A 21,733-nucleotide genomic window follows, 5' to 3' on the forward strand; every position below is an offset into this window, starting at 1 on the left:
TCGATGCTGAAACTAGCGACTTCACAAGCGTGTCCGCTGTTCGTTCCTATCTGTTCGCGCCGGCATGAACGCCTCCGCATTCCGCCCGCTGCGCCCGCCTGATGTCCGTAGACGTCACACCATCTCGACCTGACACAGATCACCGTGGATGCGAAAGAAAACGTTTAACTCAACATCAGGGCGAGATGGTCTCACCGTTGAGGCACTGCGCACAAGACTAGGTTAAACAAGGTCTTTCCAAGGCATTAGAAATCTTATACTATAGGAAAACGTTTTCCAAATTGGATGCGTTTGGGGCGTAGCGCCGCCGCAGTGCCATGCATCGCGGGCCTCGGCGCTCCTCCCCGTCAATGGCATATAGCGCGGCGCGACAAGCGACGCCGCGCAACGGAGACTTCAATGCAAACTGCCGTCATCGGCCTCGCCCGCGTCGCCAGCCGCTACCGCTGGACGGTCTGCGCGCTACTCTTCTTTGCGACCGTGATCAACTACATGGACCGCCAGATTCTCGGTCTGCTCGCGCCGCTTCTGCAGCACGACATCGGCTGGACCCAGGTGCAGTACGGCCGCATCGTGATCGCCTTCTCGGCGTTCTACGCGGTCGGCCTGCTGTGCTTCGGCCGTATCGTCGACTGGTTGGGCACACGCATTTCGTACGCGCTCGCCATGCTGATCTGGAGCCTGGCCGCGGTGTTGCATGCGGCGGTCGGCTCGGTGACCGGCTTCGCCATGGTGCGTGCGCTGCTCGGCATCGGCGAGGGCGGCAACTTCCCGGCCGCCATCAAGGCGACTGCCGAATGGTTCCCGCGCCGCGAGCGTGCGCTTGCCACCGGCATCTTCAACTCTGGCGCGAATGTCGGCGCGGTGTTCGCGCCCGCCATCATCCCGCCGCTCGCGCTGGCGTTCGGCTGGCGTGCGGCGTTCGTGATCATCGGGGCGGTGGGCATCGTCTGGCTGGCCGTATGGTTCGCGCTCTACCGGTCTGCCGACCCGAGCTCCGTGGAGGAGGCGCAGGACGAAGTCGACGCGCTCGATGCCGCCAACGTGAACGCCCGCGCGCCGGGCTGGGGCGTGCTGATCAGAAAGCGCCAGACGTGGGCGTTCCTGATCGGTAAGTTCCTGACCGATCCGGTGTGGTGGTTCTATCTGTTCTGGCTGCCGAAGTGGCTTAACGAATCGCGCGGCATGGACATGCAGCACATCGGTCTGCCGCTCGTCTGCATCTACGCAATGACCACCGTCGGCAGCATCGGTGGCGGCTGGCTCTCTTCTGCGCTCCTGCGCGCCGGATGGAGCGTGAACGCCGCGCGCAAGACAGCGATGCTCATCTGCGCGTGCTGCGTGCTGCCGATCGCGTTCGTCTCACAAGTCGACAACCTCTGGGGTGCCGTTGCGATCGTCGGACTGGCGGCGGCAGCGCATCAGGGCTGGTCCGCGAACCTCTTCACCACCGCCTCCGATCTCTTCCCGAAGCGCGCGCTGGGCGCGGTGGTCGGCATTGGCGGGATGGCGGGCTCGATCGGAGCGGTGCTGTTCTCGGAGGTGATCGGTCAGGTCCTGCAACGCACCGGCCACTACTGGGTGCTGTTCGCGATAGGCGCGCTTGCCTACCTCGTCGCCCTTGCCGTCATGCAGATGCTGACGCCGCGCATGGCGCCCGCGAAGCTCGACGCGTGAAAGCGAGAAAGCGAGAGGCGCTTCAGCCGCGGGCCGCTGTCGATTCACGGACGATGAGCCTCGGCTCGAACACCGAATGCCCAGCCTCGGCATGGCCCGCAAGTGCGTCGATGAGCTTTTGCATCGCGAGCTCGCCCATCTTCTCGCTCTGGATATCGACGGTGGTGAGTGCGGGTGCTGCGTACTCGCCGTACGGGACGTTGTCGACACCGGTTACCGACAGCTCGTGCGGCACCTTGATGCCGAGCGACATCGCCTCTTTCATGAAGCCGAGCGCGATCAGGTCGTTGTAGCAGATCACCGCCTGCGGCCTGCGCGGACCGAGCATCATGCGCGAGCACGCGTCCTGGCCGGCACGCGCGGTCGGCGCGTGAGCGTCGTAGACGTCGAGCGTGAGGCCGGCTTCCTCGAGACATTCGCGCGCACCGCGAATGCGCTCGTCATTGATGCGAGCCTGGCCGAAACCAAGGTAGGCGATGTGACGATGTCCAAGGTTTAGCAGATGCCGCGCGAGCATGTAGGTTGCGAGCCGGTTGTCGATGCCGACGCTCGGGATCGGCAGCGCCTCGCTACGTCTCAACAGCACAAGTGGCTTGCCGAGATCGAGCAGCCACTGCGCCTCGTCGTCGGGGATTCGCGAGCTGACGATCAGGCCGTCAACGCGCTGCGCGAGCGCTTCGATCAGCGGGCGCTCGCGCGCCTGGTTTTCGTCGGTGTCGACGAGCAGCAGCGTGTAGTCGTGCCGCAGCGCGACGCGGTTGGCGCCTTTCACGACGCTCGTGAAGTGCGGATTGCTGATGTCAAGAATGGTCAGCCCGATGGTGCGGGAGCGGCCGGTGATCATCGATCGCGCAAGCGGATTCGAGCGGTAGCCGAGTTCCTCGATCGCAGCCTTCAGGCGCGCCTCGACCGGTGCGGAGAAGCGCTGCGCACCGTTCATGTACTTCGACACCGTGGCGACCGACACGCCGGCCGCTGCGGCGACGTCGCGAATAGTTGGGGAAAGTTTTTTCATGCAGAAGGTAACGTTTTCTCTTTTGTTTACCGATTGTCGCAGAAAGCGCGGTCAGGCAGGCGAATGCCATTTGTTGCAATCGCTGTCTGATAGCGGCGTATCCGGCAATCGGCACTGAATCTCTTTCATCGTTCTCGTTCAGAAAACGTTTTCTAAAGATCACTTTCCAGGAGTTCTTTTATGAGCCAAACAGTCACAGCGTCCAAGCCCTTCCGGCGCCTGCTTCTGACCGGCGCCGCCGGCAACCTGGGCCGCCAGCTGCGCGGCGCGCTCGCCAATTGGGCCGAAGTCGTGCGCGTGAGCGACATCGCGCAGCTCGGCGAACCTGCGCCGCACGAGGAAACGAGCATCGTCGATCTGGCGGATCGGCCGGCGGTGATGCAACTCGTCGACGGCGTCGATGCGATCGTGCATCTCGGCGGTATCTCCGTCGACGCCCCATTCGACGATCTGCTCGGAGCGAACATTGCCGGCACCTACAACGTGTATGAGGCCGCGCGCCAGCACGGTGTGAAGCGTGTCGTGTTCGCGAGCTCCAATCATGCGATCGGCTTTCATCCGGTGACCGAAGTGCTCGACGCCGACGCGCCGCAGCGTCCGGACAGCCTCTACGGCGTGACGAAGTGCTTCGGTGAGGCGCTCTCCCGCTACTACTACGATCGTTTTGGCATCGAGACGGTGTGCCTGCGAATCGGCTCGTCGTTCGAAGAGCCAAAGAACCCGCGCATGCTCGTCACGTATCTTAGCTACCGCGACTTCATCGAACTTGTGCGGTGCTCGCTGTTCACGAACCGCGTCGGACACGTGGTCGTGTACGGCGCGTCGAACAATCCGGTCAAGTGGTGGGACAACACGAAAGCCGGCTTCCTCGGCTTCAACCCGCGCGACAGCGCTGCGCAGTTCGCGGAACGTTTCCCCGCGACCGCACCGAGCGACTCGCGCGACGATCCCGCGCAACGCTTTCAGGGCGGCCCATTCGTGCTTGGCCAGCCGATGGAGGCGAAGCAGTGAACTGTTATTGAAAAACGGCACCGGCACCGCTACCACCAGGTAGTGTTGCTCGTCGTACAGGTAAAGCTGTTCGCCGACGGGATCACACAGTGGGGACCCCACACCCGTTCGACGGACGGCTGAACGTCCAGGGCTGACACGCGGCTGGCACATCGAGGGCCTTCAGTTTTTTCCAGCCATGGCGCGTGTTCTCGATGGGCAAACTAAGTTGACTCGCAGCAAGGCGCTGCGGTATTTCGGCCATGTCTTACCTCGCTGATACAAATCCTTACAATCGCTCAAACGCACGCCCCCTGAGCCTTCCGCCCCTCGCCGGAAGACAACCGAAAGCAACCCTTCACGGTACTTTCTCATTCCAAGGCTTACCTCTCGTTGGGCACGATCGTTCCCAATCAATTTACGAGGTGAAAAATGAACGAGATCAGGAAGCGGTTTGGAGTCAGTGCAATATTCAGCGCGAGCATGCTGGCGTTTGCGAGCATGGCCGCGACAGCGCAGGATCATGATGGCGATCACCACCAGCAGTACAAGCATGTCTTGCTGATCAGTGTGGACGGGATGCATGAGGCCGATCTGGTCAATTACATCAAGACACACCCGGGATCCACCTTCGCGAAGCTCGTCAAACATGGCGTCGAGTACACCGGCGCTTCGACCTCCAGGCCCTCGGACTCGTTTCCTGGGCTTCTGGCCTTTGCAACCGGTGGTAGCCCCCTTAGCCACGGCGTCTTCTATGACGATACGTACGACGCTACCCTGTATCCCCCGGGCAGTAATTGCACCGGCACGCCCGGCACGGAAGTCAGCAACTTCGAAGCACTCGATTGGGATCTCACCAAGCTGGACGGCGGATCGCCGCCACCCGGCGCAACGTTCGATCCACGCAATCCTCACATCAATCCCGCGAACCTCGCGTTGCGCAAGACCGCGAACGGCTGCGAGCAGGTCTGGCCGCATCTATACATGAAGCACCATACGAACACGATCTTCGAGATCATCCATGAGGCCGGTCTGCGCACTGCATGGTCGGATAAGCACCCGGCCTACGAGATCCTCAACGGGCCGTCGGGGTTGGGACTGGACGAACTCTACGCCCCCGAGATCAACTCGACCTCCCTACAGACGAATGGCTATCCGAACGCGCCTGCGACCGCCGATTGGACCACCGACCCGACCTATACCCGGACGTACGACGGCTTCAAGGTCAAGGTCGTCCTGAACTGGATCCACGGACTTGATCAGACCGGGACGAAGCAGGTCGGTGTGCCGGCGATCTTCGGCATGAACTTTCAGGCGGTCAGCGTCGGACAGAAGGTCACGGTGGCCATGGAAGGCACCACCACGACCCGTGGTGGCTATCTCGATGCAGCCGCGACCCCGACACAGCCGTTGGAGCAATCGCTGGACTTCGTCGATGCCTCTCTGGGCCAGATGTACGATGCGCTCAAAGCGGGCCATCTGCTGCAATCGACACTGTTCATCGTCGGCGCCAAGCATGGCCAGTCGCCGATCGACGTCAAGCAGCTTCACATGCTTAGCGGTTCGAAAAACGCTTATGCGACCGCCGACGTGAGCGACCCTGCCACCCTGCTCACCAATGGCGGCGTAGCGGTCGCCCAGGAAACGGCCGACGACGTGTCGCTCTTATGGCTCAAAAACCACAGCGATAGAGATCAGGCAGTATCGATCCTCAGCGCTGACCAGGCGAGCGTCAATTCCACCCACATCCAGACCCTCTATGACGGCGCAACCTTGAAAGCGATGTGGGGCAATCCCGCCGAGGGCCGTGTTCCTGATCTCATCATCCAGCCGATACATGGGACGATTTACAGCGGGAGCGCGGCAAAGCAGGCCGAGCACGGCGGCCTTTCCGCCGACGATACGAACACGCTGCTAGTGGTCTCCAATCCGAAGCTGGAAAGAAAGGTCGTCGATAGCCCTGTGACCAACATGCAGGTGGCGCCGACCATTCTGAAGGCGCTCGGCCTCGATCCACACAAGCTGGTGGCCGTTCAGCGTGAAGGCACTCAGACCCTTCCGGGCCTCGAGTCCGCTGGGGACGACGATCACGGTGGCCATTCGGAGTAACGGCAGTGAAAGCGCCGGCGGTCACTTTTAGCTTCAGACCGTCGGCGTGGCGTGTTCCTGAGAGGGTCGGCGTCAGGACGGGCATGGCGAGCCCCGTGCCTACAACCCACCCGTTGGTCGCATCCCCTCCTGTACAAATGGCGGCCATCCAGGCAGGAAGCTTGCCTGTTAGCGACCTATACTGGTAGCGGCTTGCTATCCACCGTAGCCCTGCTCGCAATCAACAACCTTTTCGCCACACATTAGTTGCGACTGACGAACTCCGCTGGCTCGCATGAGTTGCTACTGAGCTCGCGATGTGCGGGCAACCCAGGACGTTCTCGACTGCAAGCCCACACATTCAGTGGAGAATTCTGATGCAACAGAAATTACGTGCTGCGGTTGTGCAAACAGGATCCGTCGTCTTCGATGCGGACAAAACCATCGACAAAGTCGCGACCTTCGCCGCAGACGCCGCGCGACAAGGAACTCAACTTATCGTATTTCCTGAAGCATTCGTGTCAGCCTATCCAAAGGGGCTCGATTTCGGCTCGACGATTGGTGGCAGAACCGCTGCCGGACGCGACGACTATCGCCGTTACTATGACAGCGCGGTAGAAGTGCCAAGTCCCGGCACGCGCCGGTTAGGCGAGATTGCCGCCGACCACAAACAGTACATCGTGATCGGTGTAATCGAGCGGGACCACGGGACGTTGTATTGCACTGCGTTGTTTTATGGTCCGGACGGTACGATGCTCGGCAAGCATCGCAAGCTGATGCCAACCGGCGGCGAGAGGCTGATCTGGGGCTACGGAGATGGGTCGACCCTCCCGGTTTTCGACACACCGTTTGGCAGGCTCGGCGCCGTTATTTGCTGGGAAAATTACATGCCATTAATGCGTATGGCGATGTACGCCAAGGGTGTGCAGATTTACTGCGCCCCCACTGCCGACAGCCGGCCGACCTGGGCTTCCTCCATGCAGCATGTTGCCCTGGAAGGTCGTTGCTTCGTGTTATCGGCCTGCCAGCACCTGCGCCGATCGGATTGCCCAACCGACTATGCCGCAATCCAGGGTAACGATCCCTCAACTGTGCTGATGAGCGGTGGAAGCTGTATCGTCAGCCCGCTTGGGGAACTCATTGCCGGCCCCATCTTTGAGCAGGATGCATTGCTTGTGGCCGACCTTGACCTCAACGACCTTGCCCGGGCGAAATATGACTTTGACGTCGCGGGTCACTACTCGCGGCCGGACGTCTTCCGTTTGCATGTCAACGAAGCGGCGACGCCTCCCGTCGTGTTTGAGAAAAATGGATTCGGCAGCGGCGCCTGAAGGTCAACGCGGACGCCGTCATTTGCAATGTGATGCGACAGAATGCGGGCCGGGAACCGTCCTTCGCAGTCAGTTCGCGAACGTATTATTGTCTTACCCTGTAGACATCCCACAAACCGTACGGGACCGCCCGATGCGCTTCGAAGACTTTCTCAAAACGTGGAAGGACAACCCCTCCACAACATTTCAGATCGAGCTTCTCATGCGCATCGCGACCGCGGTCCGAGATTCTCCAGATTGCACCGGCGCGGTGGTTGTCGGTTCATTTGCAAAAGGGAGCGCAGATCGCCTCTCTGACATCGACCTCGTTGCCTTTTGCTCGGAAGGGGCCGGGCATTCATTATTCCAAACGATACAGCAGCAGATCGCCCCATCGAAAGTATTCGCCACGTTCGATGGCGCGCATGATCCGAACAGTCCATTTCAAAAGCTCATCTTCTTCGATTTAACTTCTGTCGAGTTTCACGTCATCTCGCCCGACACCGATCTCACCCTGGAGCAGCCCTTTGTCGAGATAGCCAATCGGGATCATTGCCTTGAGTCGAGGACGTCGTCGAGGCTCGCACCGCCCGAGCACGACATGACCGTCTTTCACTACGGTGACCGGTTCCTGGCGTGGGAACTCTTCAGCTGCCTGAAGTGGTTATGGCGCGGCGACTTCAAAAAAACAAAGCGCTACCTGGTCAAGCTAGGAAAAGCGATTGAGGCGTCGGAAGAATACGATGGATCAGCCTTCGAATAGTCTGCACCCGGGCAAATCCTCGGTTGGATGGCATGTCTGGGCACTGACTGACAACGATCCGCGCGACACCGTCGAACGTCTGTTCACGGCCGCGCTGAGATCAATCACGACCGTTTCAGGCCGACCTGTTACCGTCACTGCGCCTCTCAGACGAAGAACGGCCGCTTTAGCAGATAACGGCCACTGCCCTCCGCTCATGCAACTAAGTCGTCAGTTCAGTTGACTGGCTGCGGCGCCGGAAAACTCCAGGCCCCGCTGAGAATTTCAGCACGTGGGCGGTACAGCCGCACGGTGTAATTCCAGCCGGCGACAACGGGCAGGCAATTGGCCACCTGTCCGTCGCAACCACCGAACTGCACGGTAATTGAACCGTCACTATTCTTCTTCCCGGTGAGGTTATTGATCGAGTACGCGTTTGACGCATTTTTCTCAAAGTACCCCTGAGCGTTATAGGCGCTCACTGACCAGAAAGCATCCACAGGGACGTCCTTGACCGAGAGCCGATAGACAGTCTTTCCGTCGTTCTTTGCCGGCGTGAAGTTGAGGTAGGTTGCGTCTTTGTCAGGATTGCCGCCCCAGCCTGCCGCGGCGCCGATCAGGCGCCGTACCGGGTCGACCTCCTCTTTGGTGCCGAACGCCCGCTTGAAATCCGGAATCGTGGAGGCGAGAATCAGGAGCGCGTCGCGAACCTTCTTCTGGCTCACCGCATCCCAGTTGGGCATGTCGAGCTTGCCCGATGCCTTCTGGCTAACAGTGATCGCGTCCTGCAGGGTGTGGACCTGCCCGATGTCTTCGGGGCTATTCGGATCGACCAGCGTTCGTATCGCGACGACCACGTAACGCGTACCCACATTCTCTCGCGTCAGGGTATGCGTACCCCCACCGTAGAATACGTTCGGCACATAGTGGTCCTCGTTGATGACCTGCATCGCCATGAAACGCTTGCCCGGATCAGGCATCCTGATCGTGACCGGCCCGGCGTCGAGGTCGAAGACACCCGATGAATAGAGCGTGTCGCGATTCAGCCGGATAACGGTCTGATGATCGATCGACGCGGGCTCCCGCCGATGCAGCAGCTTCCCCAACCCTCCCTGCTTGGCCAACGCAACGACATACATGTCTGATTCCGCGCGGACAAAATTGTCGACGGTAACGGGAACCGTCGCACCCGCTGACGGAGCCGCAACCGTTTGCGATTGAGCGGTGCCAATGGCGGCGAGAACAGCGCCCGTGACGCAGGTGGTAACCAGGGTCGTTTTCTTCATGGATAGTCCGTTCGTTTATTGGAAAAAGACCGACAATTTTTAGAGGGCTGCAACTTGCAAACTTTCGCTGTCGCCACCTTCTTGCTCAATAGGAAGTCTCGGTGATGTCGTTGAGCTTCCAGCGCTTGTCGAACCACGGAGCAAGCGGACCATAAAGCCGGAAAATCGTCAGCCAGCTTTTTCCTGGAATGGTTTGAATCCAGTTGTTCTCTTTTCCGGCCGGCGCTTTCGGACCGAAATACAGGTCCACGGAACCGTCCGGATTTTTCCGGAGCCCTTTTTCACTGGATAAACTTGGAAACTGCTGGTCAGTTTGCAACATGGAGCGCGTCTGGGTGTTGTAGAGCACGACGGACCAGAAGTCCTTCACAGGCACGTTGGGAGGGACATGAAGCATGTAGTCCTTACCACCGTCGAACGGTTTGCCCGCAGCGTCGAAATTGGCCGCGGCATACTGCGAGCCGATACCCGGCATGGCGACGGCCATCGCAGGCGTATCGACCGTTGCCGCATAGAAGAACATGGTCCGCGCGTCAAAGTTGCGCGCGCCATTGTTCAACCATTCATAGCTTCCGCCGACAAACGGCGTATTCCAGTGGCGGTCCGGATAGATCAACACGGCTTTGTCGCGATTGGAGAAGTCGATTGCGCGCGCGGTTGCGTTGCCCACCGCGACAGCATCCGTGAGAATCTTTGTCATTCTCGCGTCCGGAGCAAAAGGTTTGCCTTTCTCCATGCCGATCGACGCAAAGAGCCCCGTCATATCTGGACCGTACGCGCCTGCCGGCTCCTCCTGAATGATCTGGTTCACCTCGTCATAGAACTTGATGTTGTTGGCGTGGACCGTGTTCATCACGCGGCCGGAAAGATTGACGAATCGGGTCGGCCCCGGCGCGCTCGCCTGAGACAGCGGATAGACACGCAGATGTGCCTTCAGGCTGGCCACGCCTGGACCTGGATCGCCGTTCTTCATGAATGCCCGGCCAAATAAAAGGTTGCCGAATGTGGGTGACTTGATGATGTAGTAGCCGCTCGTGGGCAACTCGCCCTTGTAGCCGGGCGGCACGAACAGGAACTTGCCGCCTTTTCCTTTATCCGGACCTGCGTTGCCCAGATCAGTGACATAGCGGAACCAGAAATCGTCGACGACACCGAGTATGTTGGGCGGCGTTTCGACTACAACGGGACCCTCTTTCAAATCCATCCAGTTCCAGAAGTACACCGTTTCGGTGTTGGCCGTCAGAAATAAGGATTTCGAATCCATCAGGGACTCGAACACGCCAACGGTGCTGCCAACCGCACCGGCTTCTCTAAGCCCGCCTCGAATCGCGACAAGCGACGCCCCAGGGATGCCATTGAGAAACGCTTCAACGCCGCGCATGAAGTCGAGATTGTCGTAGACCTTCTGTGCTGTCTCCGGCGAGGGCACGCCGTCGGTGAAATTCAGTTGGCCAATCCGCGTTTCAACCCGGTCAGGCGTAGTGATCTCCGGCGGTATGGGCGTAGTCATCTTGTACGTCGGCGGTGCGGCAAGCGCGTATGTGCTCGATAGCGCAAGGGTAATGGCAAGGCGGGACAAGACTCTCGGACGGCAAGTCATTCAGGCTCCAGACGTAGTTATCGTTCGTTGTGTCATGCAAGCACGCTGGACACACCTTGTGCCGGCGATGGGGTAACCCGCGTGCACCGTGCACCTCATGGGGTGCGACTGCCCGGACAAACTTTACAAAACGGCTTCGGATAAGACGATACCGATTAATCCATCGCGCGGATACTAATCGCACGCAATATTTCCATTATTAATTCACGCTGAATTCCGATTAATGCGCTTTGAATCAATCATGTCACCCGGGAGTTGAAATCCGGGTTGAATATGCCATCGGGGGAACTCGCGATCTGCACGAACGGGTTCTACAGCCAGAAAGGCACGGCATGCCTGTATGACGAACAGGTTCCTGTCGACGCGAACGGCAACGATACGATCGTCGTGAGCCGGGCTTTCTTACACGACGACGGCCGCGTTCCAGGCGCTTGGGTGCAAGTCAACGCGTGGAAGCTGCGGCTGACTCTGAATGGAATCAGCCGCTCGCGGCAAACCGATCCGGTTCGCTGGCTTTGGGGAAATGCCCGTGTTTGTCAGATTGGATCGGCGGCACGCGACGCATAGCGGCCTTTGGTGCCATTGCCACGGTTCGGGAGGGGCCTTCGCGTCAATCGGTGCAGGCGTAAGTTGTCGATATTAAGATAAGCTTATGCCGTTAAAAGCACTAGCTGGGGCGCGGAGGCGGCGGGGCGCCACCCCGTCACCCACCCGATACTGCGCTGCGAGATCGTTGCCGCCCGTCTCTCGTCGCCGGATCGCATCCTCATCACCCTACTTTGCCACGGGATCACGATATGCTCGCGAATGGCATCGCTTACAACCGATTCGATGTTTCCGGGCTGCCGCCGCAACAGCAATTGCTGGCTTATTGGGAGCAGCTTGGACAGATTATCGAACTCGTGCCGTCGCGTGAGCAGGTTCGACAGCCCTTTATCTGCATCAACAATCGTTATGAGATCGGTGAATTCCGTATAAGCGACACCTATACCGATCAGATCATGATCGAACGCACCGTCGCCCGCATTTCGCGCGATACCGTGCGCGGCATCGGTTTTACCCTCTTCCTGGACGGTGAAGCTCATTCAACAACGACGCTCGCCAGGAAGCATGAGCACCTCTTTGGTGGGGGCAGCGTACTGGCTACCGACTTTGAACAACCCATACGCGTGCGGAGGCAGGCGTGCCGGTACATCACGCTCGTTGTGCCCTCCAACCTGCTGCGACATGTGTTCTCTGACCCGGAAGCACTACACGGGCGCGTGCTCGACCCGAACAGACCTGCCACGCGGCTTATTGTCGAGCGCGCCAAGACGCTAGTCGAGAACTTCCGGTCCATGTCGTTCGGGGAGGGTCATCGCAAGCTCGCTGGCCTCGTTGAATTGATCGCAGCGGCATTCGGGGAAGAGGCTGGTTTGAGCGGCAGCAAGCGAGCCGTCGGCCGCGCGCTCATGTTCGAATATACAAGACGCTACGTTCGCGCAAACCTGCAGGAATGCGAACTATCTCCAGAAAGCGTAGTTGAATCACTTGGGCTCCCACGCAGCACGATTTATCGGCTCTTCGAACACGAAGGCGGGCTTGGTGCTTATATCCGTCATCTTCGCTTGCGCGCCGCGGCAGACGAGCTCGTTCGATTTCCGAGCGTTCCGATCAAGGACGTTGGCTATTCAGTCGGCTTCAAAAGCGCATCCGATTTTACGCGTGCCTTTCGGCGCGCCTATGAGATGACCCCTCAGGAAATGCGCCTGAACGACTTCCGATATCCTCATACAGAACAGCGGTAGTCAGCCGTGCAAGAGCCCCCCCGAAAAACGAACAGCAAAATGATTGCTGCGGCGGCAGCCGCCGATGTTCACCACCTTCTTCCCCACGATGGCAAGGCGAACGATGCCTGGTAATCCGATGCGACTGTTTCCCGGGTCGGACGCCATGACTGGAAACGCGCCGCCTACCCAGTCCTGGTCATTCAGGGCCCGCTCACGGCGAGCGCAAACTGTCACAACCCGGCGAACACGCAAACGCCAATTCAACTGATCAATTGCCTGTATTCGACCGGTTACGTTCGGACACACTTCGTTGCGAATCAGAATACGTCCGCCATCTACAATCCGCGCACGGAGGAAAACATGATCAGACTTTTGTGTGTCGTTGCGCTCGCGGCCAGCCTGTCAGGCTGCATTGTCGCTCCACCGTACGGCTATGCCCCCGCGCCGGCCTATGGATACGGTTATGGCTATGCACCCGCGTACTACGCAGCGCCATCCGTCGATGTCGGCATCGGTTTCGGCGGCTACGGGCACGGCTGGCGACGATAGCCTCGTTGCGGTACCGGCTCTGTTGACGAACGTATCGCTCGAGCCGAATACAGGCACGGCAGTCTTTTGAACGGTTCCGATCCATTGCCCTGATGGGGCACCTATTGTTGAGAACCGAAAGCTCGGCGCCGCAATGAACAGTTTCGATACAGCAGTCCAGATTTTCCTGACGCACAATGCTTTTCACTCAGCGGCAATAAATCACGCGATAAGAGTGATAACGGGCCAGATCATATTCAAAGGCCTCGTCCTCATACCCGTGTTGTGGTGGATGTGGTTCAAGCCGGATCCGCGTAGTGAATGGAGGCGTGAGACGATCATCGCGACGGTCGCGAGTGGTCTTCTATCGCTTGCGAGTGGCAGGCTTCTTGCCTATTGCTTGCCGTTCCGGCAGCGGCCGCTCTACAACCCTGAACTCCACCTGGACTTTCCCTCTGTCGGCCTGCATGACGCCGTTGTGCGCACGTGGAGCTCCTTTCCTAGCGATCATGCGATGCTATGGATGTCGATTGCGACGGGCATCTTTGTTGTCTCACGACGCGTCGGCGTGCTCGCGCTGTTGTACACAGGTATCTTCATATGTTTGCCGCGGGTGTACCTTGGGTTGCATTATCCGACTGATGTTCTCGCGGGAGCCGCGATCGGCGTAGCCATCACGTGTATCGCGACGCGGGATTTTGTCAGAACACGTCTTGCAGGACCGATCCTGCAATGGATGAACGGTTATCCAGGGCCTGCCTATATGCTGGCGTTTCTCTTGTCTTTTGAACTGGTCACTCAGTTCGACGATCTGTTCCTGCTCTTCAGGGCGGGTTTGAAGGCGCTATAAATACACAAGGGTTCCTGCAGGCGCGATGTCCCAGTCGCTCCGACCAATCGTGTGCACTGCGACACGCAAGATCGGTGCGGTGAAATTGATAGCCGCGCGGAGGGGATGGCGGGCTCGCCCGAAGTGACCGCGAACAGGGTCCTCGACGGAGGCGAACGATTAAGGCGGATGCACGGTCCGCGATTTTTTCGACGCCACCTGTCCGTCAGCATGCGGCCCGAGCGTCATTGTAATGACGGCCCGATGTAATTCGGCCGCCTTAACCCCATGACGGAGGCTCATATGCAATACCTATTGATGATCTATTCGGAAGAAAATGGCTGGAACAAAATGTCCGACAGCGAGCGGCAGCAAGGGGTTGCCGCCTATCAGGCGTACACCGAATCGCTGAAAAAAGCGGAGGCGCTGGCGGGCGCCAACCGGCTGCAGCACACAAGCACGGCCACCACGGTGCGGCTCGTCGACGGCAAGCCGCAGGTGCTTGACGGACCGTTTTCCGATTCAAAGGAGCAGCTCGCCGGCTACTACCTGATCGACGTGCCCAACCTGGACGCGGCGATCGCGTGGGCGTCGCGTTGTCCCGGCGCGGCGTACGGCCTCATAGAAGTGCGCCCGGTCTGGACTGCCCCGTACGACGCGCCATCTGCTGCATGAGTCCGTCCGGCGGCGGCCGTCACCCTGACGGCGCCGCGCATTCGATTGCCGAGGCCGTCGCTCGCCGCAGTTACGGCAAGCTCGTCGCGCTGTTGGCGATGCGCACGCGCGACGTCGCCGCGGCCGAGGACGCGCTGGCCGACGCGTTTGCGGCCGCGCTCGCGGACTGGCCGGAGCGCGGCTGCCCCGCGAATCCCGAAGCGTGGCTGATGACGGTCGCGCGCCGCCGGGCGATCGACGGCGCACGCCATCGCCGCGTCGGCGACGAAGTGGAAAACCAGCTCACGATCCTGGCCGACGAGATCGACGAGCGTGAAGCAGGCGCGTTGCCTGACCGGCGGCTCGCGCTGCTGTTCGCGTGCACGCACCCTGCGCTCGAGGCCGCGATTCGCACGCCCCTGATGCTGCAGGTCGTGCTGGGGCTCGAAGCTCAGACGATTGCGTCCGCGTTCCTGATGTCGCCCGCCGCGATGAGCAAACGCCTCGTGCGGGCGAAGAACAAGATCCGCGAAGCGGGTATTCCATTCAGCGTGCCCGAGCGCGAGGAGTTGCCCGGCCGGCTTGCTGCGGTGCTGGAAGCGGTCTATGCGGCGTATGCGGAAGGGTGGACCGACCCGGTCGGCAGCGATACCGAGCGGCGCGATCTCGCCGGCGAGGCGCTGTTTCTTGCACACCTGCTCGTCGAGCTGCTGCCCGAGGAAGCAGAAACGCTTGGTCTGCTCGCGCTGATGCTGTATGCGCAGGCGCGGCGCGATGCGCGACGCGATGCGGCCGGCGACTACGTGCCGCTGTCGGCTCAGGATCCGGCGACATGGAACGCGCCGATGATCGACGCAGCCAACGCGTTGCTGCGGCGCGCAAGCGCGTTCAACGCAATCGGACGCTTTCAGCTCGAGGCCGCGCTGCAATCGGCGCATATCCACCGCTGCCGGACGCATCGCCCAAACTGGGACGAGATCGTGCAGCTTTACGATGCGCTGCTCGTGATTGCAGCGTCGCCGGTGGTTGCGGTGAACCGCGCGCTCGCTCAGGCGGAACGGGACGGCCCGCAGGCGGCGCTCGACGCGCTCGAACCGTATGCGGACGATCCGCGGCTGGCCGACTACCAGCCGTACTGGGCCGCGCGTGCTGATCTGCTCGCACGTGCCGGCGCGACGGCCGAAGCGCTCGGCGCGTACGATCTCGCGATCGGACTCGAGCGCGATCCGGCCGTGCGCCGGTTCCTGCAGCGCAAACGCATCGAGCTGTCATCGGCGAGAAGTTAGATTGGTGCCTTGCGTTTGCCACGCGGGGTTGCAAGCGTCGTGCTAACGCGACTCAGACCGCGCGCCGCGCTGCGCGGTCCGGACCGCTCCGTTTCCACGGGGTCGGGTCGGCCTTGTCTTGTCGATACGTGAAGGGCGGTGAATCATGCCGCTTATCGTCTGGTGGATGGCGATGGCCCAAAGCACACGGCAGATCGCCTAAACTACAGAACCAACGGACACTGCCATCCCCGCGACGCTACTCCGCTATGGCACATATCTTCTTCGCCGCTTCGATTCAGCGACATATCGCAACGCCCGAGCGCGAGATCGATGCGCGCACGCTGAGCGAGGCACTCGAGGCCGTCTTCGCCGCGCAACCCCGACTACGCGGCTACATCCTTGACGATCAGGGCTCACTGCGGCCGCATCTCGCCGTGTTTGTCGACGGCCGGCGTCTGCGCGACCGACAACATCTGTCCGATGCGCTCGGCGAGCAAAGCCGGGTTTACGTCGTACAGGCGCTGTCGGGCGGGTAAGGGGACTATCCGTACCCGAGCTTTGCATGGGGCTGGAGTCAGTGCTGAAACGCTAACTCTGGTCGACTGCTGTGCATGGGACCAGAGAGGCTCGACATGAGCGATCGCTTGATTGTCGCAACCCGCAAGGGACTGTTCGTTCTGAAAGGCAATGGCAAGGGCGGCTGGGAGTTCGGTGAGCTGCATTTCGCCGGCGAGCCGGTAAGCATGGCGCTGCCTGACTCCCGCGACGGATCGCTGTATGCAGCGCTCAACCTCGGCCACTTCGGCGTGAAACTGCATCGCCAGCGCGCGGGCATGGCGGATTGGGAAGAGTGCGCGGTTCCCGTCTACCCGCCGCAGACTGCCGACGAGACGTGTGCCAGTGACAGCGCAAACGCAAATGCAGACACCGGCGCTGACAATGCGGGCGCGGCCGCGCCCAGCCCGCCCCTCCCTGCGTGGACGCTTCAACAAATCTGGTCGCTCGAAACCGGTGGCCCGGAGGAGCCGGGCGTCTTGTGGGCCGGCACGATTCCCGGCGGCCTCTTCCGTTCCGGCGATAGCGGCGACACATGGGCGCTCAACCGTGCGCTGTGGGATCGCCCGGAGCGCCGCGAATGGTTCGGAGGCGGCTACGACGCGCCGGGCATCCATTCCGTGATGGTTGATCCGCGCGACAGCCGGCATGTGACAATCGGCATATCGTGCGGCGGCGTCTGGCAAACCGCCGACGGCGGCGCGACCTGGCGCGTGACTGCCGAAGGCATGGAGGCCGACTACATGCCGCCGGAGCGGCGCGGCGATGCCAACGTGCAAGACCCGCACCGGGTCGTACAATGCGCGGCAAATCCCGATGCGCTGTGGACGCAGCATCACTGCGCAATCTTCCGCTCGACCGACGGCGCGGCACACTGGCAGCGGATCGAAGCGCAGCCATCGAGCTTCGGCTTCGCGGTTGCCGTGCATCCGTATGAGCCGGACACCGCGTGGTTCGTGCCCGCCGTGAAAGACGAGTGCCGGGTCCCGGTGGACGGCCGGTTCGTCGTCACGCGTACACGCGACGGCGGCCGCACGTTCGACGTTTTCTCGAATGGCTTGCCGCCTGCGCCGGCGTATGACCTCGTGTATCGGCACGGCCTCGCTGTAGATGACTCTGGCATGCGCCTCGCGATGGGTTCGACCACCGGCTCGCTATGGACTTCCGACGACGGCGGCGAAAGCTGGCAATTGATTTCGGCGCATTTGCCGCCTGTTTATTGTGTTCGGTTTGGATGAGGGTCTTCGCCAATCGAATGGCGGCTTACAGTGAAGGTGCCGACGAGCGGAATGAGTCCGGCGGTCCGGGCAACCTGGTGAATCCTGGTTCAAATCACCTTTATGCTCGAACGGCTCATCCGCATTTGATGGCGGCTCTGCTATATTCGTGCGAAATGTGCGCAACCCAGCGGGAACGCCCTGTCATGAGCACCCAGCGGATCATGCGGATCACCAAACGGCTCGCACTCGTGGCGCTCGCGCTGTTGGGCCTCTCGTTCGGCGCGCTGACATGGGCCGACGACAATGCCACCGCGCTTAAGGACAAGTACGGCACGCTCGCGCCGCAGCTCAAGTCGAATGTGTTCCGTCGCCCGATCCATCTGGACTCGGAAGAAACGCAGAACACGTTAAAGGGCGATATCTACGCCGTCGTCGATTATCCGTTCGCGACCGTCAACAGCGCATTCAACGACCCGCAGCAGGGCCCCGCGAACTGGTGCGAAGTGCTGATCCTTCATCTGAACACGAAGTACTGTCATGCCACGTCAGGCAGCAACGGCGCGACCATCAGCATGAACGTCGGCAAGAAGACGGAACAGGAACTCGGTGACACGTTCCTCGTGCAGTTCAATTACCGTTCGGTGGCGACGAGTCCCGACTACTTCCAGGTCGATCTTGGCGCGGCGAAGGGACCGCTCAGCACGAAGGACTATCGCATCGTGCTCGAAGCCGTCGCTATCGGCGAAGGGCGCACCTTCCTGCACCTCACGTATTCGTATGGATTCGGCATGGCAGGACGCATCGCGATGAAGGTCTATCTCGCGACCATAGGCAGTGCGAAAGTGGGCTTTACGAGGGCGTCGAGCGGCGATTACATCGGCGGCGTGCGCGGCCTCGTCGAGCGCAATACGATGCGCTATTACCTCGCCATCGACGCATATCTGGGTTCGCTTGCCTTTCCTGCGGACAAACGCGTCGATCAACGCTTTTCGACATGGTTCGATGCAACAGAGCAGTACCCGCGCCAATTGCATGAGCTGGATCGGCAAGAGTATCTGCAGATGAAGAAGAACGAGTACCAGCGCCAACAAATGGCGCAATAGAAGAACTGCGGACGAGAACCGCGCTTATGCCGCGCTGCAACCCGGCACGAACTGATTAACCCGACCAGCGTGATTGACACGGCGAACATCCGCTGCGTCTGGCGGAGCCGCCGTTTGCAATTCCATCCACGCGCGCTGCCGAATGGCAGGATATGGCCGATTGCACCCGCTGAGATGCGGCGTCACAAAGCTGCCGCTAGCGTAAGCCGAATGTTTTCGACCGGCGGCTTAAGTCGAAGGGAGTGAACGCGTACTGTCGGTAGAGTCGAGATGTGACGCGGTGACTGTAGGCTGGGTTTGTCTGTTGCCGCCTCTTTCGTCTGGCGGTGCCCGAATAACCTCACCATGGTTCCGTTTTCACACCCCGCTCATCGAACCGGACATGCAGATCTCCCGCATCCGGCTCTCGGACAGGACATCACGCCTTCGTACACGGCAAGTTACAGCCAAGGACCCGTCAGGCGTACGAGACCGAAGTGCCCGCAGAGGTGCTGGAGTGGATAGCTCCCGCCCCTGCGACGCCTTACCTTATGCTTGTTCCGTAACCACCGGCGCAACCGCGCAGCGGTATAGCTGTCGAGCGCCCGGTACGCGCGTCTGAACGTCCCTACTTTGAAGTAGTTCGCCCAGCCGCGTAGCATGCGATTCAACTTGCCAACCAGCTCCGTGGTATCCAGCCACGTCATGGAAGCGGCGGTCAGCGCATGAACCTTCTCAACCATGCGCCGGATACTCTTCTTCGATGGACGCATGCCCATACGGGCCTGGCCAGTCGTTGCTGAGTACATCCGCCCAAACGTGTAACCCAGGAAGTCGAACTCCCCTTCCGGAACCGCGCAGATTGGTGTCTTCTCGTCGTTGACCGTCAGCTTCAGCTTGCTCATGATCTCGCGTAGTCGCGACAACGCTTCTTCAGCCTTGCCTCGCTTGCACAGGATCACCAGATCGTCCGCGTAGGTCACGATTCGACTGCCAAGACTTCGCTCAAGCCCGAGCTTCTTCCATGCCAACACAAACCGGCGCATATAAATATTCGCCAGCAGTGGTGAGACGGATGAGCCTTGCGGAATGCCGCGCCTGCTGTCCTTGGCCTCGGTCGTACGTGTCTTCCGGCCTCGGTGATCGGTTTCTTCAACGGAGCACTCCAACCACATCTTGATCAGATGCAGCACGCGCCGGTCAACGATGCGTCGCGCGAGCGACAACATCAAATCGGCGTGGGGAATACTTCCGAAGTAGTCCGCGAGGTCGGCGTCGACGACATCCGTGTGCCCCCGGTGCAGTCGTTCCTCCACTTCGATCACCGCTTGCTGGGCATTTCGCCCGGGGCGGTAAGCGTACTGCTCGGGTGGAAGGTCGGCTTCGAAGATCGGCTCGAGCACCAGCATCGCTGCTGTCATGCACACCCGATCTCGCAAGGTCGAGATGCCCAGTGGCCTCAGCTTGCCATTGGCCTTCGGGATAAACACTCTTCTGATAGGGTCCGGCCGGTAAGTCTCCTGCCTGAGCGCAAGCGCCAGTTCGCCGAGCCACTTTGACACTCCATACGCTTCGACCTCCGCGAAGTCTTGCCGATCGACACCCGGCGCGCCCTTGTTCGAGCGACACTGGGCGTACGCATGCGCCAGCACATCCTCACGAAAGATCTTGTCATACAGGGCATAGAAGCGGTACCCGGCTTCATCGGTAATACGGGCCTCTCCGTCACCCCAAGGCGCCCGGCCTGTCCCTCGCGGGCGTCCGGTTGGTCATCCCTGACCACGCCAATGGGCTTCCCGTGTTGCGTGCGCTTCCCTTGTGTGCATGCTGTCGCCACTACCCCGGCGCAGCGGCTGGGCGTCCTGCCTGCTCATTCACCCAGCCGTATCAGCCTTCCCCGTAATGGCAGTCGGGTCGGCCTGCGCATCGACCTTTTCGAGGCTTGCTCGGCGTTCACTCGCGTTACGGCCTGCACACTCGCGCTGTCACCGTAATTCGTGACACGCTACACCGAAGGCTTCAGCCATTTCGTTACCTCCATAGCTGCTCCGGTTGCTCCCGGCTGGAGCGGTTGCCGGGTGGGGCTTACACCCACTGGGAAAGCGCCGCCTTTGCACGGCGCACGCCAACTACGGTCGCTGGCACCAACTTCCGCGCGGACATGCGAACGGTGGCTTCGCCCGAAAACGGACCGTCGCACTTCCACGGCAGCTGCCGCGTCGTCGACCAAAGCGGACCGCCCGGGCGCGAAAAGTAAGTGGCGGCCAGTGACCACGCCATACACGGCACGTCAGGGCGAAAAGCGCTGCAAGAGCACGCGCTATGCTGGTCCCGCAGTTTCAACAATTTTGGTGAACCACTAGAGATCGGCAGTCATTTTTCTCGTGTCCAAAGGATAGCGTGCGACGTGGAGTTACCCGCGATCTGGCCGCTCTCGGTGATCCCGACAGCTTCGCTGAAGTTGTCCCCGGGGAGCGTGCCCAGGTCGGTCATCAGCCCGTGCTCAAACAGAAAGGCGTGCGGCAAGTACGGGTTGGTTCCGGGATCCGACTCGCCGACCACCTGGCCGCGATTGTTAATCCCAAAAGCGTTACTGTCGTTGCGACCGGGAATCGTGCCAAGGTCAGTCATCACCCCGTTTTCAAACAGAAAGCCGTGCACGTCCCCGCTTGCGGTAGACGATATGCCGATCACCTGGCCGCGATTGTTGATCGCCTGAGCATGGCTGTTGCCGTTGCTGCCCTGGAGCGTGCCCAGGTCGGTCATCACCCCGTGTTCATACAGAAAGGCGTGCGCGTACCCGCCTGCGATGGACGAATAGCCGACCACCTGGCCGCGATTGTTGATCCCCAAGGCTCCGCTATCGCTGCCACCGGGGAGCGTGCCCAGGTCTGTCACCACCCCGTTTTCAAACAGAGCAGCGTGAACGTACCCGCGTAGGTTGGACGCTAAACCAACCGCCTGGCCGCGCTCGTTGATCCCGGCACCTCCGCTGAAGTTGCCGCCGGGGAGCGTACCCAGGTCGGTCATCACCCCGTGATCGAACAGAAAGGCGTGCGAGTTCCCGCGTGCGGTGCTAGAGGAACCGACCACCTGACCGCGATTGTTGACCGCGGTAGC

Annotated in this window: 19 protein-coding genes; 14 read left to right on the forward strand and 5 right to left on the reverse strand. The window is 60.7% G+C overall.

All coding sequences use genetic code 11. The annotated features are described in order from the left end of the window. Positions 1-399 precede the first annotated feature (399 nt). The gene (locus KHO23_RS17510) at positions 400-1,677 is read left to right on the forward strand and encodes an MFS transporter (RefSeq protein WP_211612484.1); all 1,278 of its coding nucleotides are present in this window, start codon (positions 400-402) and stop codon (positions 1,675-1,677) included. Between the two features lie 22 nt (positions 1,678-1,699). On the opposite strand, the gene KHO23_RS17515 is transcribed toward KHO23_RS17510, so the two are convergent. After that, a complete protein-coding gene (locus KHO23_RS17515; RefSeq protein WP_211612485.1) occupies positions 1,700-2,692 on the reverse strand; it encodes a LacI family DNA-binding transcriptional regulator in 993 nt (330 codons plus the stop codon). A gap of 180 nt (positions 2,693-2,872) precedes the next feature. Here KHO23_RS17515 and KHO23_RS17520 point away from each other — a divergent pair, with 180 nt between their 5' ends. The 4 genes from KHO23_RS17520 (at position 2,873) to KHO23_RS17535 (ending at position 7,843) form a co-directional block, all read left to right on the forward strand. After that, positions 2,873-3,703, forward strand: coding sequence for an NAD-dependent epimerase/dehydratase family protein (locus KHO23_RS17520; RefSeq protein ID WP_211612486.1), 831 nt, complete (start codon positions 2,873-2,875; stop codon positions 3,701-3,703). A gap of 411 nt (positions 3,704-4,114) precedes the next feature. Further along, the gene (locus KHO23_RS17525; protein ID WP_211612487.1) at positions 4,115-5,791 is read left to right on the forward strand and encodes an alkaline phosphatase family protein; all 1,677 of its coding nucleotides are present in this window, start codon (positions 4,115-4,117) and stop codon (positions 5,789-5,791) included. A gap of 356 nt (positions 5,792-6,147) precedes the next feature. After that, positions 6,148-7,101, forward strand: a complete 954-nt coding sequence (locus tag KHO23_RS17530) for a carbon-nitrogen hydrolase family protein (protein WP_211612488.1) — start codon at positions 6,148-6,150, stop codon at positions 7,099-7,101. Between the two features lie 133 nt (positions 7,102-7,234). Continuing rightward, complete coding sequence (locus tag KHO23_RS17535; protein ID WP_211612489.1) at positions 7,235-7,843, forward strand: nucleotidyltransferase domain-containing protein; 609 nt, start codon at positions 7,235-7,237, stop codon at positions 7,841-7,843. A 215-nt stretch (positions 7,844-8,058) separates the two neighbouring features. On the opposite strand, the gene KHO23_RS17540 is transcribed toward KHO23_RS17535, so the two are convergent. Together KHO23_RS17540 and KHO23_RS17545 are read right to left on the reverse strand one after the other, a co-directional pair. Then, on the reverse strand, positions 8,059-9,108 hold the full coding sequence (locus KHO23_RS17540) for a DUF1254 domain-containing protein (protein WP_211612490.1): 1,050 nt from the start codon (positions 9,106-9,108) through the stop codon (positions 8,059-8,061). Positions 9,109-9,193: 85 nt separating this feature from the next. Continuing rightward, positions 9,194-10,618 (reverse strand): DUF1254 domain-containing protein, encoded by a 1,425-nt coding sequence (locus KHO23_RS17545; RefSeq protein ID WP_236066896.1) that lies wholly within the window; start codon positions 10,616-10,618, stop codon positions 9,194-9,196. Between the two features lie 357 nt (positions 10,619-10,975). Between KHO23_RS17545 and KHO23_RS17550 the strand changes: the two genes are divergently transcribed. The 9 genes from KHO23_RS17550 to KHO23_RS17590 all read left to right on the forward strand — a co-directional run bounded on the left by KHO23_RS17550 (position 10,976) and on the right by KHO23_RS17590 (position 18,634). After that, on the forward strand, positions 10,976-11,275 hold the full coding sequence (locus KHO23_RS17550; RefSeq protein WP_211612492.1) for a hypothetical protein: 300 nt from the start codon (positions 10,976-10,978) through the stop codon (positions 11,273-11,275). 230 nt (positions 11,276-11,505) lie between these two features. Next, entirely contained in the window at positions 11,506-12,495 is a 990-nt protein-coding gene (locus KHO23_RS17555; RefSeq protein ID WP_211612493.1) for an AraC family transcriptional regulator, read from the forward strand. A gap of 342 nt (positions 12,496-12,837) precedes the next feature. After that, on the forward strand, positions 12,838-13,026 hold the full coding sequence (locus tag KHO23_RS17560) for a hypothetical protein (protein WP_211612494.1): 189 nt from the start codon (positions 12,838-12,840) through the stop codon (positions 13,024-13,026). Between the two features lie 133 nt (positions 13,027-13,159). Beyond that, positions 13,160-13,855 carry a phosphatase PAP2 family protein gene (locus tag KHO23_RS17565; RefSeq protein ID WP_211612495.1) on the forward strand — a complete coding sequence of 232 codons (696 nt, stop codon included), beginning with the start codon at positions 13,160-13,162 and terminating at the stop codon, positions 13,853-13,855. Positions 13,856-14,137: 282 nt separating this feature from the next. Continuing rightward, positions 14,138-14,509, forward strand: a complete 372-nt coding sequence (locus KHO23_RS17570; RefSeq protein ID WP_211612496.1) for a YciI family protein — start codon at positions 14,138-14,140, stop codon at positions 14,507-14,509. After that, positions 14,506-15,774: an RNA polymerase sigma factor gene (locus KHO23_RS17575; protein WP_211612497.1), complete on the forward strand. Its 1,269-nt coding sequence runs from the start codon at positions 14,506-14,508 to the stop codon at positions 15,772-15,774. The genes KHO23_RS17570 and KHO23_RS17575 overlap by 4 nt, the downstream gene beginning before the upstream one ends. A 248-nt stretch (positions 15,775-16,022) precedes the next feature. After that, on the forward strand, positions 16,023-16,292 hold the full coding sequence (locus KHO23_RS17580) for a MoaD/ThiS family protein (RefSeq protein WP_211612498.1): 270 nt from the start codon (positions 16,023-16,025) through the stop codon (positions 16,290-16,292). Positions 16,293-16,388: 96 nt separating this feature from the next. Then, the gene (locus KHO23_RS17585; RefSeq protein WP_211612499.1) at positions 16,389-17,549 is read left to right on the forward strand and encodes a WD40/YVTN/BNR-like repeat-containing protein; all 1,161 of its coding nucleotides are present in this window, start codon (positions 16,389-16,391) and stop codon (positions 17,547-17,549) included. Between the two features lie 185 nt (positions 17,550-17,734). Next, on the forward strand, positions 17,735-18,634 hold the full coding sequence (locus tag KHO23_RS17590) for a hypothetical protein (protein WP_211612500.1): 900 nt from the start codon (positions 17,735-17,737) through the stop codon (positions 18,632-18,634). Positions 18,635-19,074: 440 nt separating this feature from the next. Here KHO23_RS17590 and ltrA read toward each other — a convergent pair whose 3' ends face one another. After that, a complete protein-coding gene (gene ltrA / locus KHO23_RS17595; RefSeq protein WP_211612666.1) occupies positions 19,075-20,325 on the reverse strand; it encodes a group II intron reverse transcriptase/maturase in 1,251 nt (416 codons plus the stop codon). Positions 20,326-20,986: 661 nt separating this feature from the next. Further along, positions 20,987-21,643 (reverse strand): hypothetical protein, encoded by a 657-nt coding sequence (locus KHO23_RS35100; RefSeq protein ID WP_236066897.1) that lies wholly within the window; start codon positions 21,641-21,643, stop codon positions 20,987-20,989. Between the last annotated feature and the right edge of the window lie 90 nt (positions 21,644-21,733).

The organism is Paraburkholderia haematera (assembly GCF_905220975.1).
GTDB classification, from domain to species: domain Bacteria; phylum Pseudomonadota; class Gammaproteobacteria; order Burkholderiales; family Burkholderiaceae; genus Paraburkholderia; species Paraburkholderia haematera.

Coding starts and splice junctions, on each gene's coding strand:
- KHO23_RS35100 (WP_236066897.1), bottom strand. CDS start 21,643: ATGACCGACCTGGGTACGCTCCCCGGCGGCAACTTCAGCGGAGGTGCC.
- KHO23_RS17520 (WP_211612486.1), top strand. CDS start 2,873: ATGAGCCAAACAGTCACAGCGTCCAAGCCCTTCCGGCGCCTGCTTCTG.
- KHO23_RS17530 (WP_211612488.1), top strand. CDS start 6,148: ATGCAACAGAAATTACGTGCTGCGGTTGTGCAAACAGGATCCGTCGTC.
- KHO23_RS17525 (WP_211612487.1), top strand. CDS start 4,115: ATGAACGAGATCAGGAAGCGGTTTGGAGTCAGTGCAATATTCAGCGCG.
- KHO23_RS17510 (WP_211612484.1), top strand. CDS start 400: ATGCAAACTGCCGTCATCGGCCTCGCCCGCGTCGCCAGCCGCTACCGC.
- KHO23_RS17535 (WP_211612489.1), top strand. CDS start 7,235: ATGCGCTTCGAAGACTTTCTCAAAACGTGGAAGGACAACCCCTCCACA.
- KHO23_RS17590 (WP_211612500.1), top strand. CDS start 17,735: ATGAGCACCCAGCGGATCATGCGGATCACCAAACGGCTCGCACTCGTG.
- KHO23_RS17515 (WP_211612485.1), bottom strand. CDS start 2,692: ATGAAAAAACTTTCCCCAACTATTCGCGACGTCGCCGCAGCGGCCGGC.
- KHO23_RS17585 (WP_211612499.1), top strand. CDS start 16,389: ATGAGCGATCGCTTGATTGTCGCAACCCGCAAGGGACTGTTCGTTCTG.
- KHO23_RS17545 (WP_236066896.1), bottom strand. CDS start 10,618: ATGACTACGCCCATACCGCCGGAGATCACTACGCCTGACCGGGTTGAA.
- KHO23_RS17575 (WP_211612497.1), top strand. CDS start 14,506: ATGAGTCCGTCCGGCGGCGGCCGTCACCCTGACGGCGCCGCGCATTCG.
- KHO23_RS17580 (WP_211612498.1), top strand. CDS start 16,023: ATGGCACATATCTTCTTCGCCGCTTCGATTCAGCGACATATCGCAACG.
- KHO23_RS17565 (WP_211612495.1), top strand. CDS start 13,160: ATGAACAGTTTCGATACAGCAGTCCAGATTTTCCTGACGCACAATGCT.
- KHO23_RS17540 (WP_211612490.1), bottom strand. CDS start 9,108: ATGAAGAAAACGACCCTGGTTACCACCTGCGTCACGGGCGCTGTTCTC.
- KHO23_RS17560 (WP_211612494.1), top strand. CDS start 12,838: ATGATCAGACTTTTGTGTGTCGTTGCGCTCGCGGCCAGCCTGTCAGGC.
- KHO23_RS17555 (WP_211612493.1), top strand. CDS start 11,506: ATGCTCGCGAATGGCATCGCTTACAACCGATTCGATGTTTCCGGGCTG.
- KHO23_RS17570 (WP_211612496.1), top strand. CDS start 14,138: ATGCAATACCTATTGATGATCTATTCGGAAGAAAATGGCTGGAACAAA.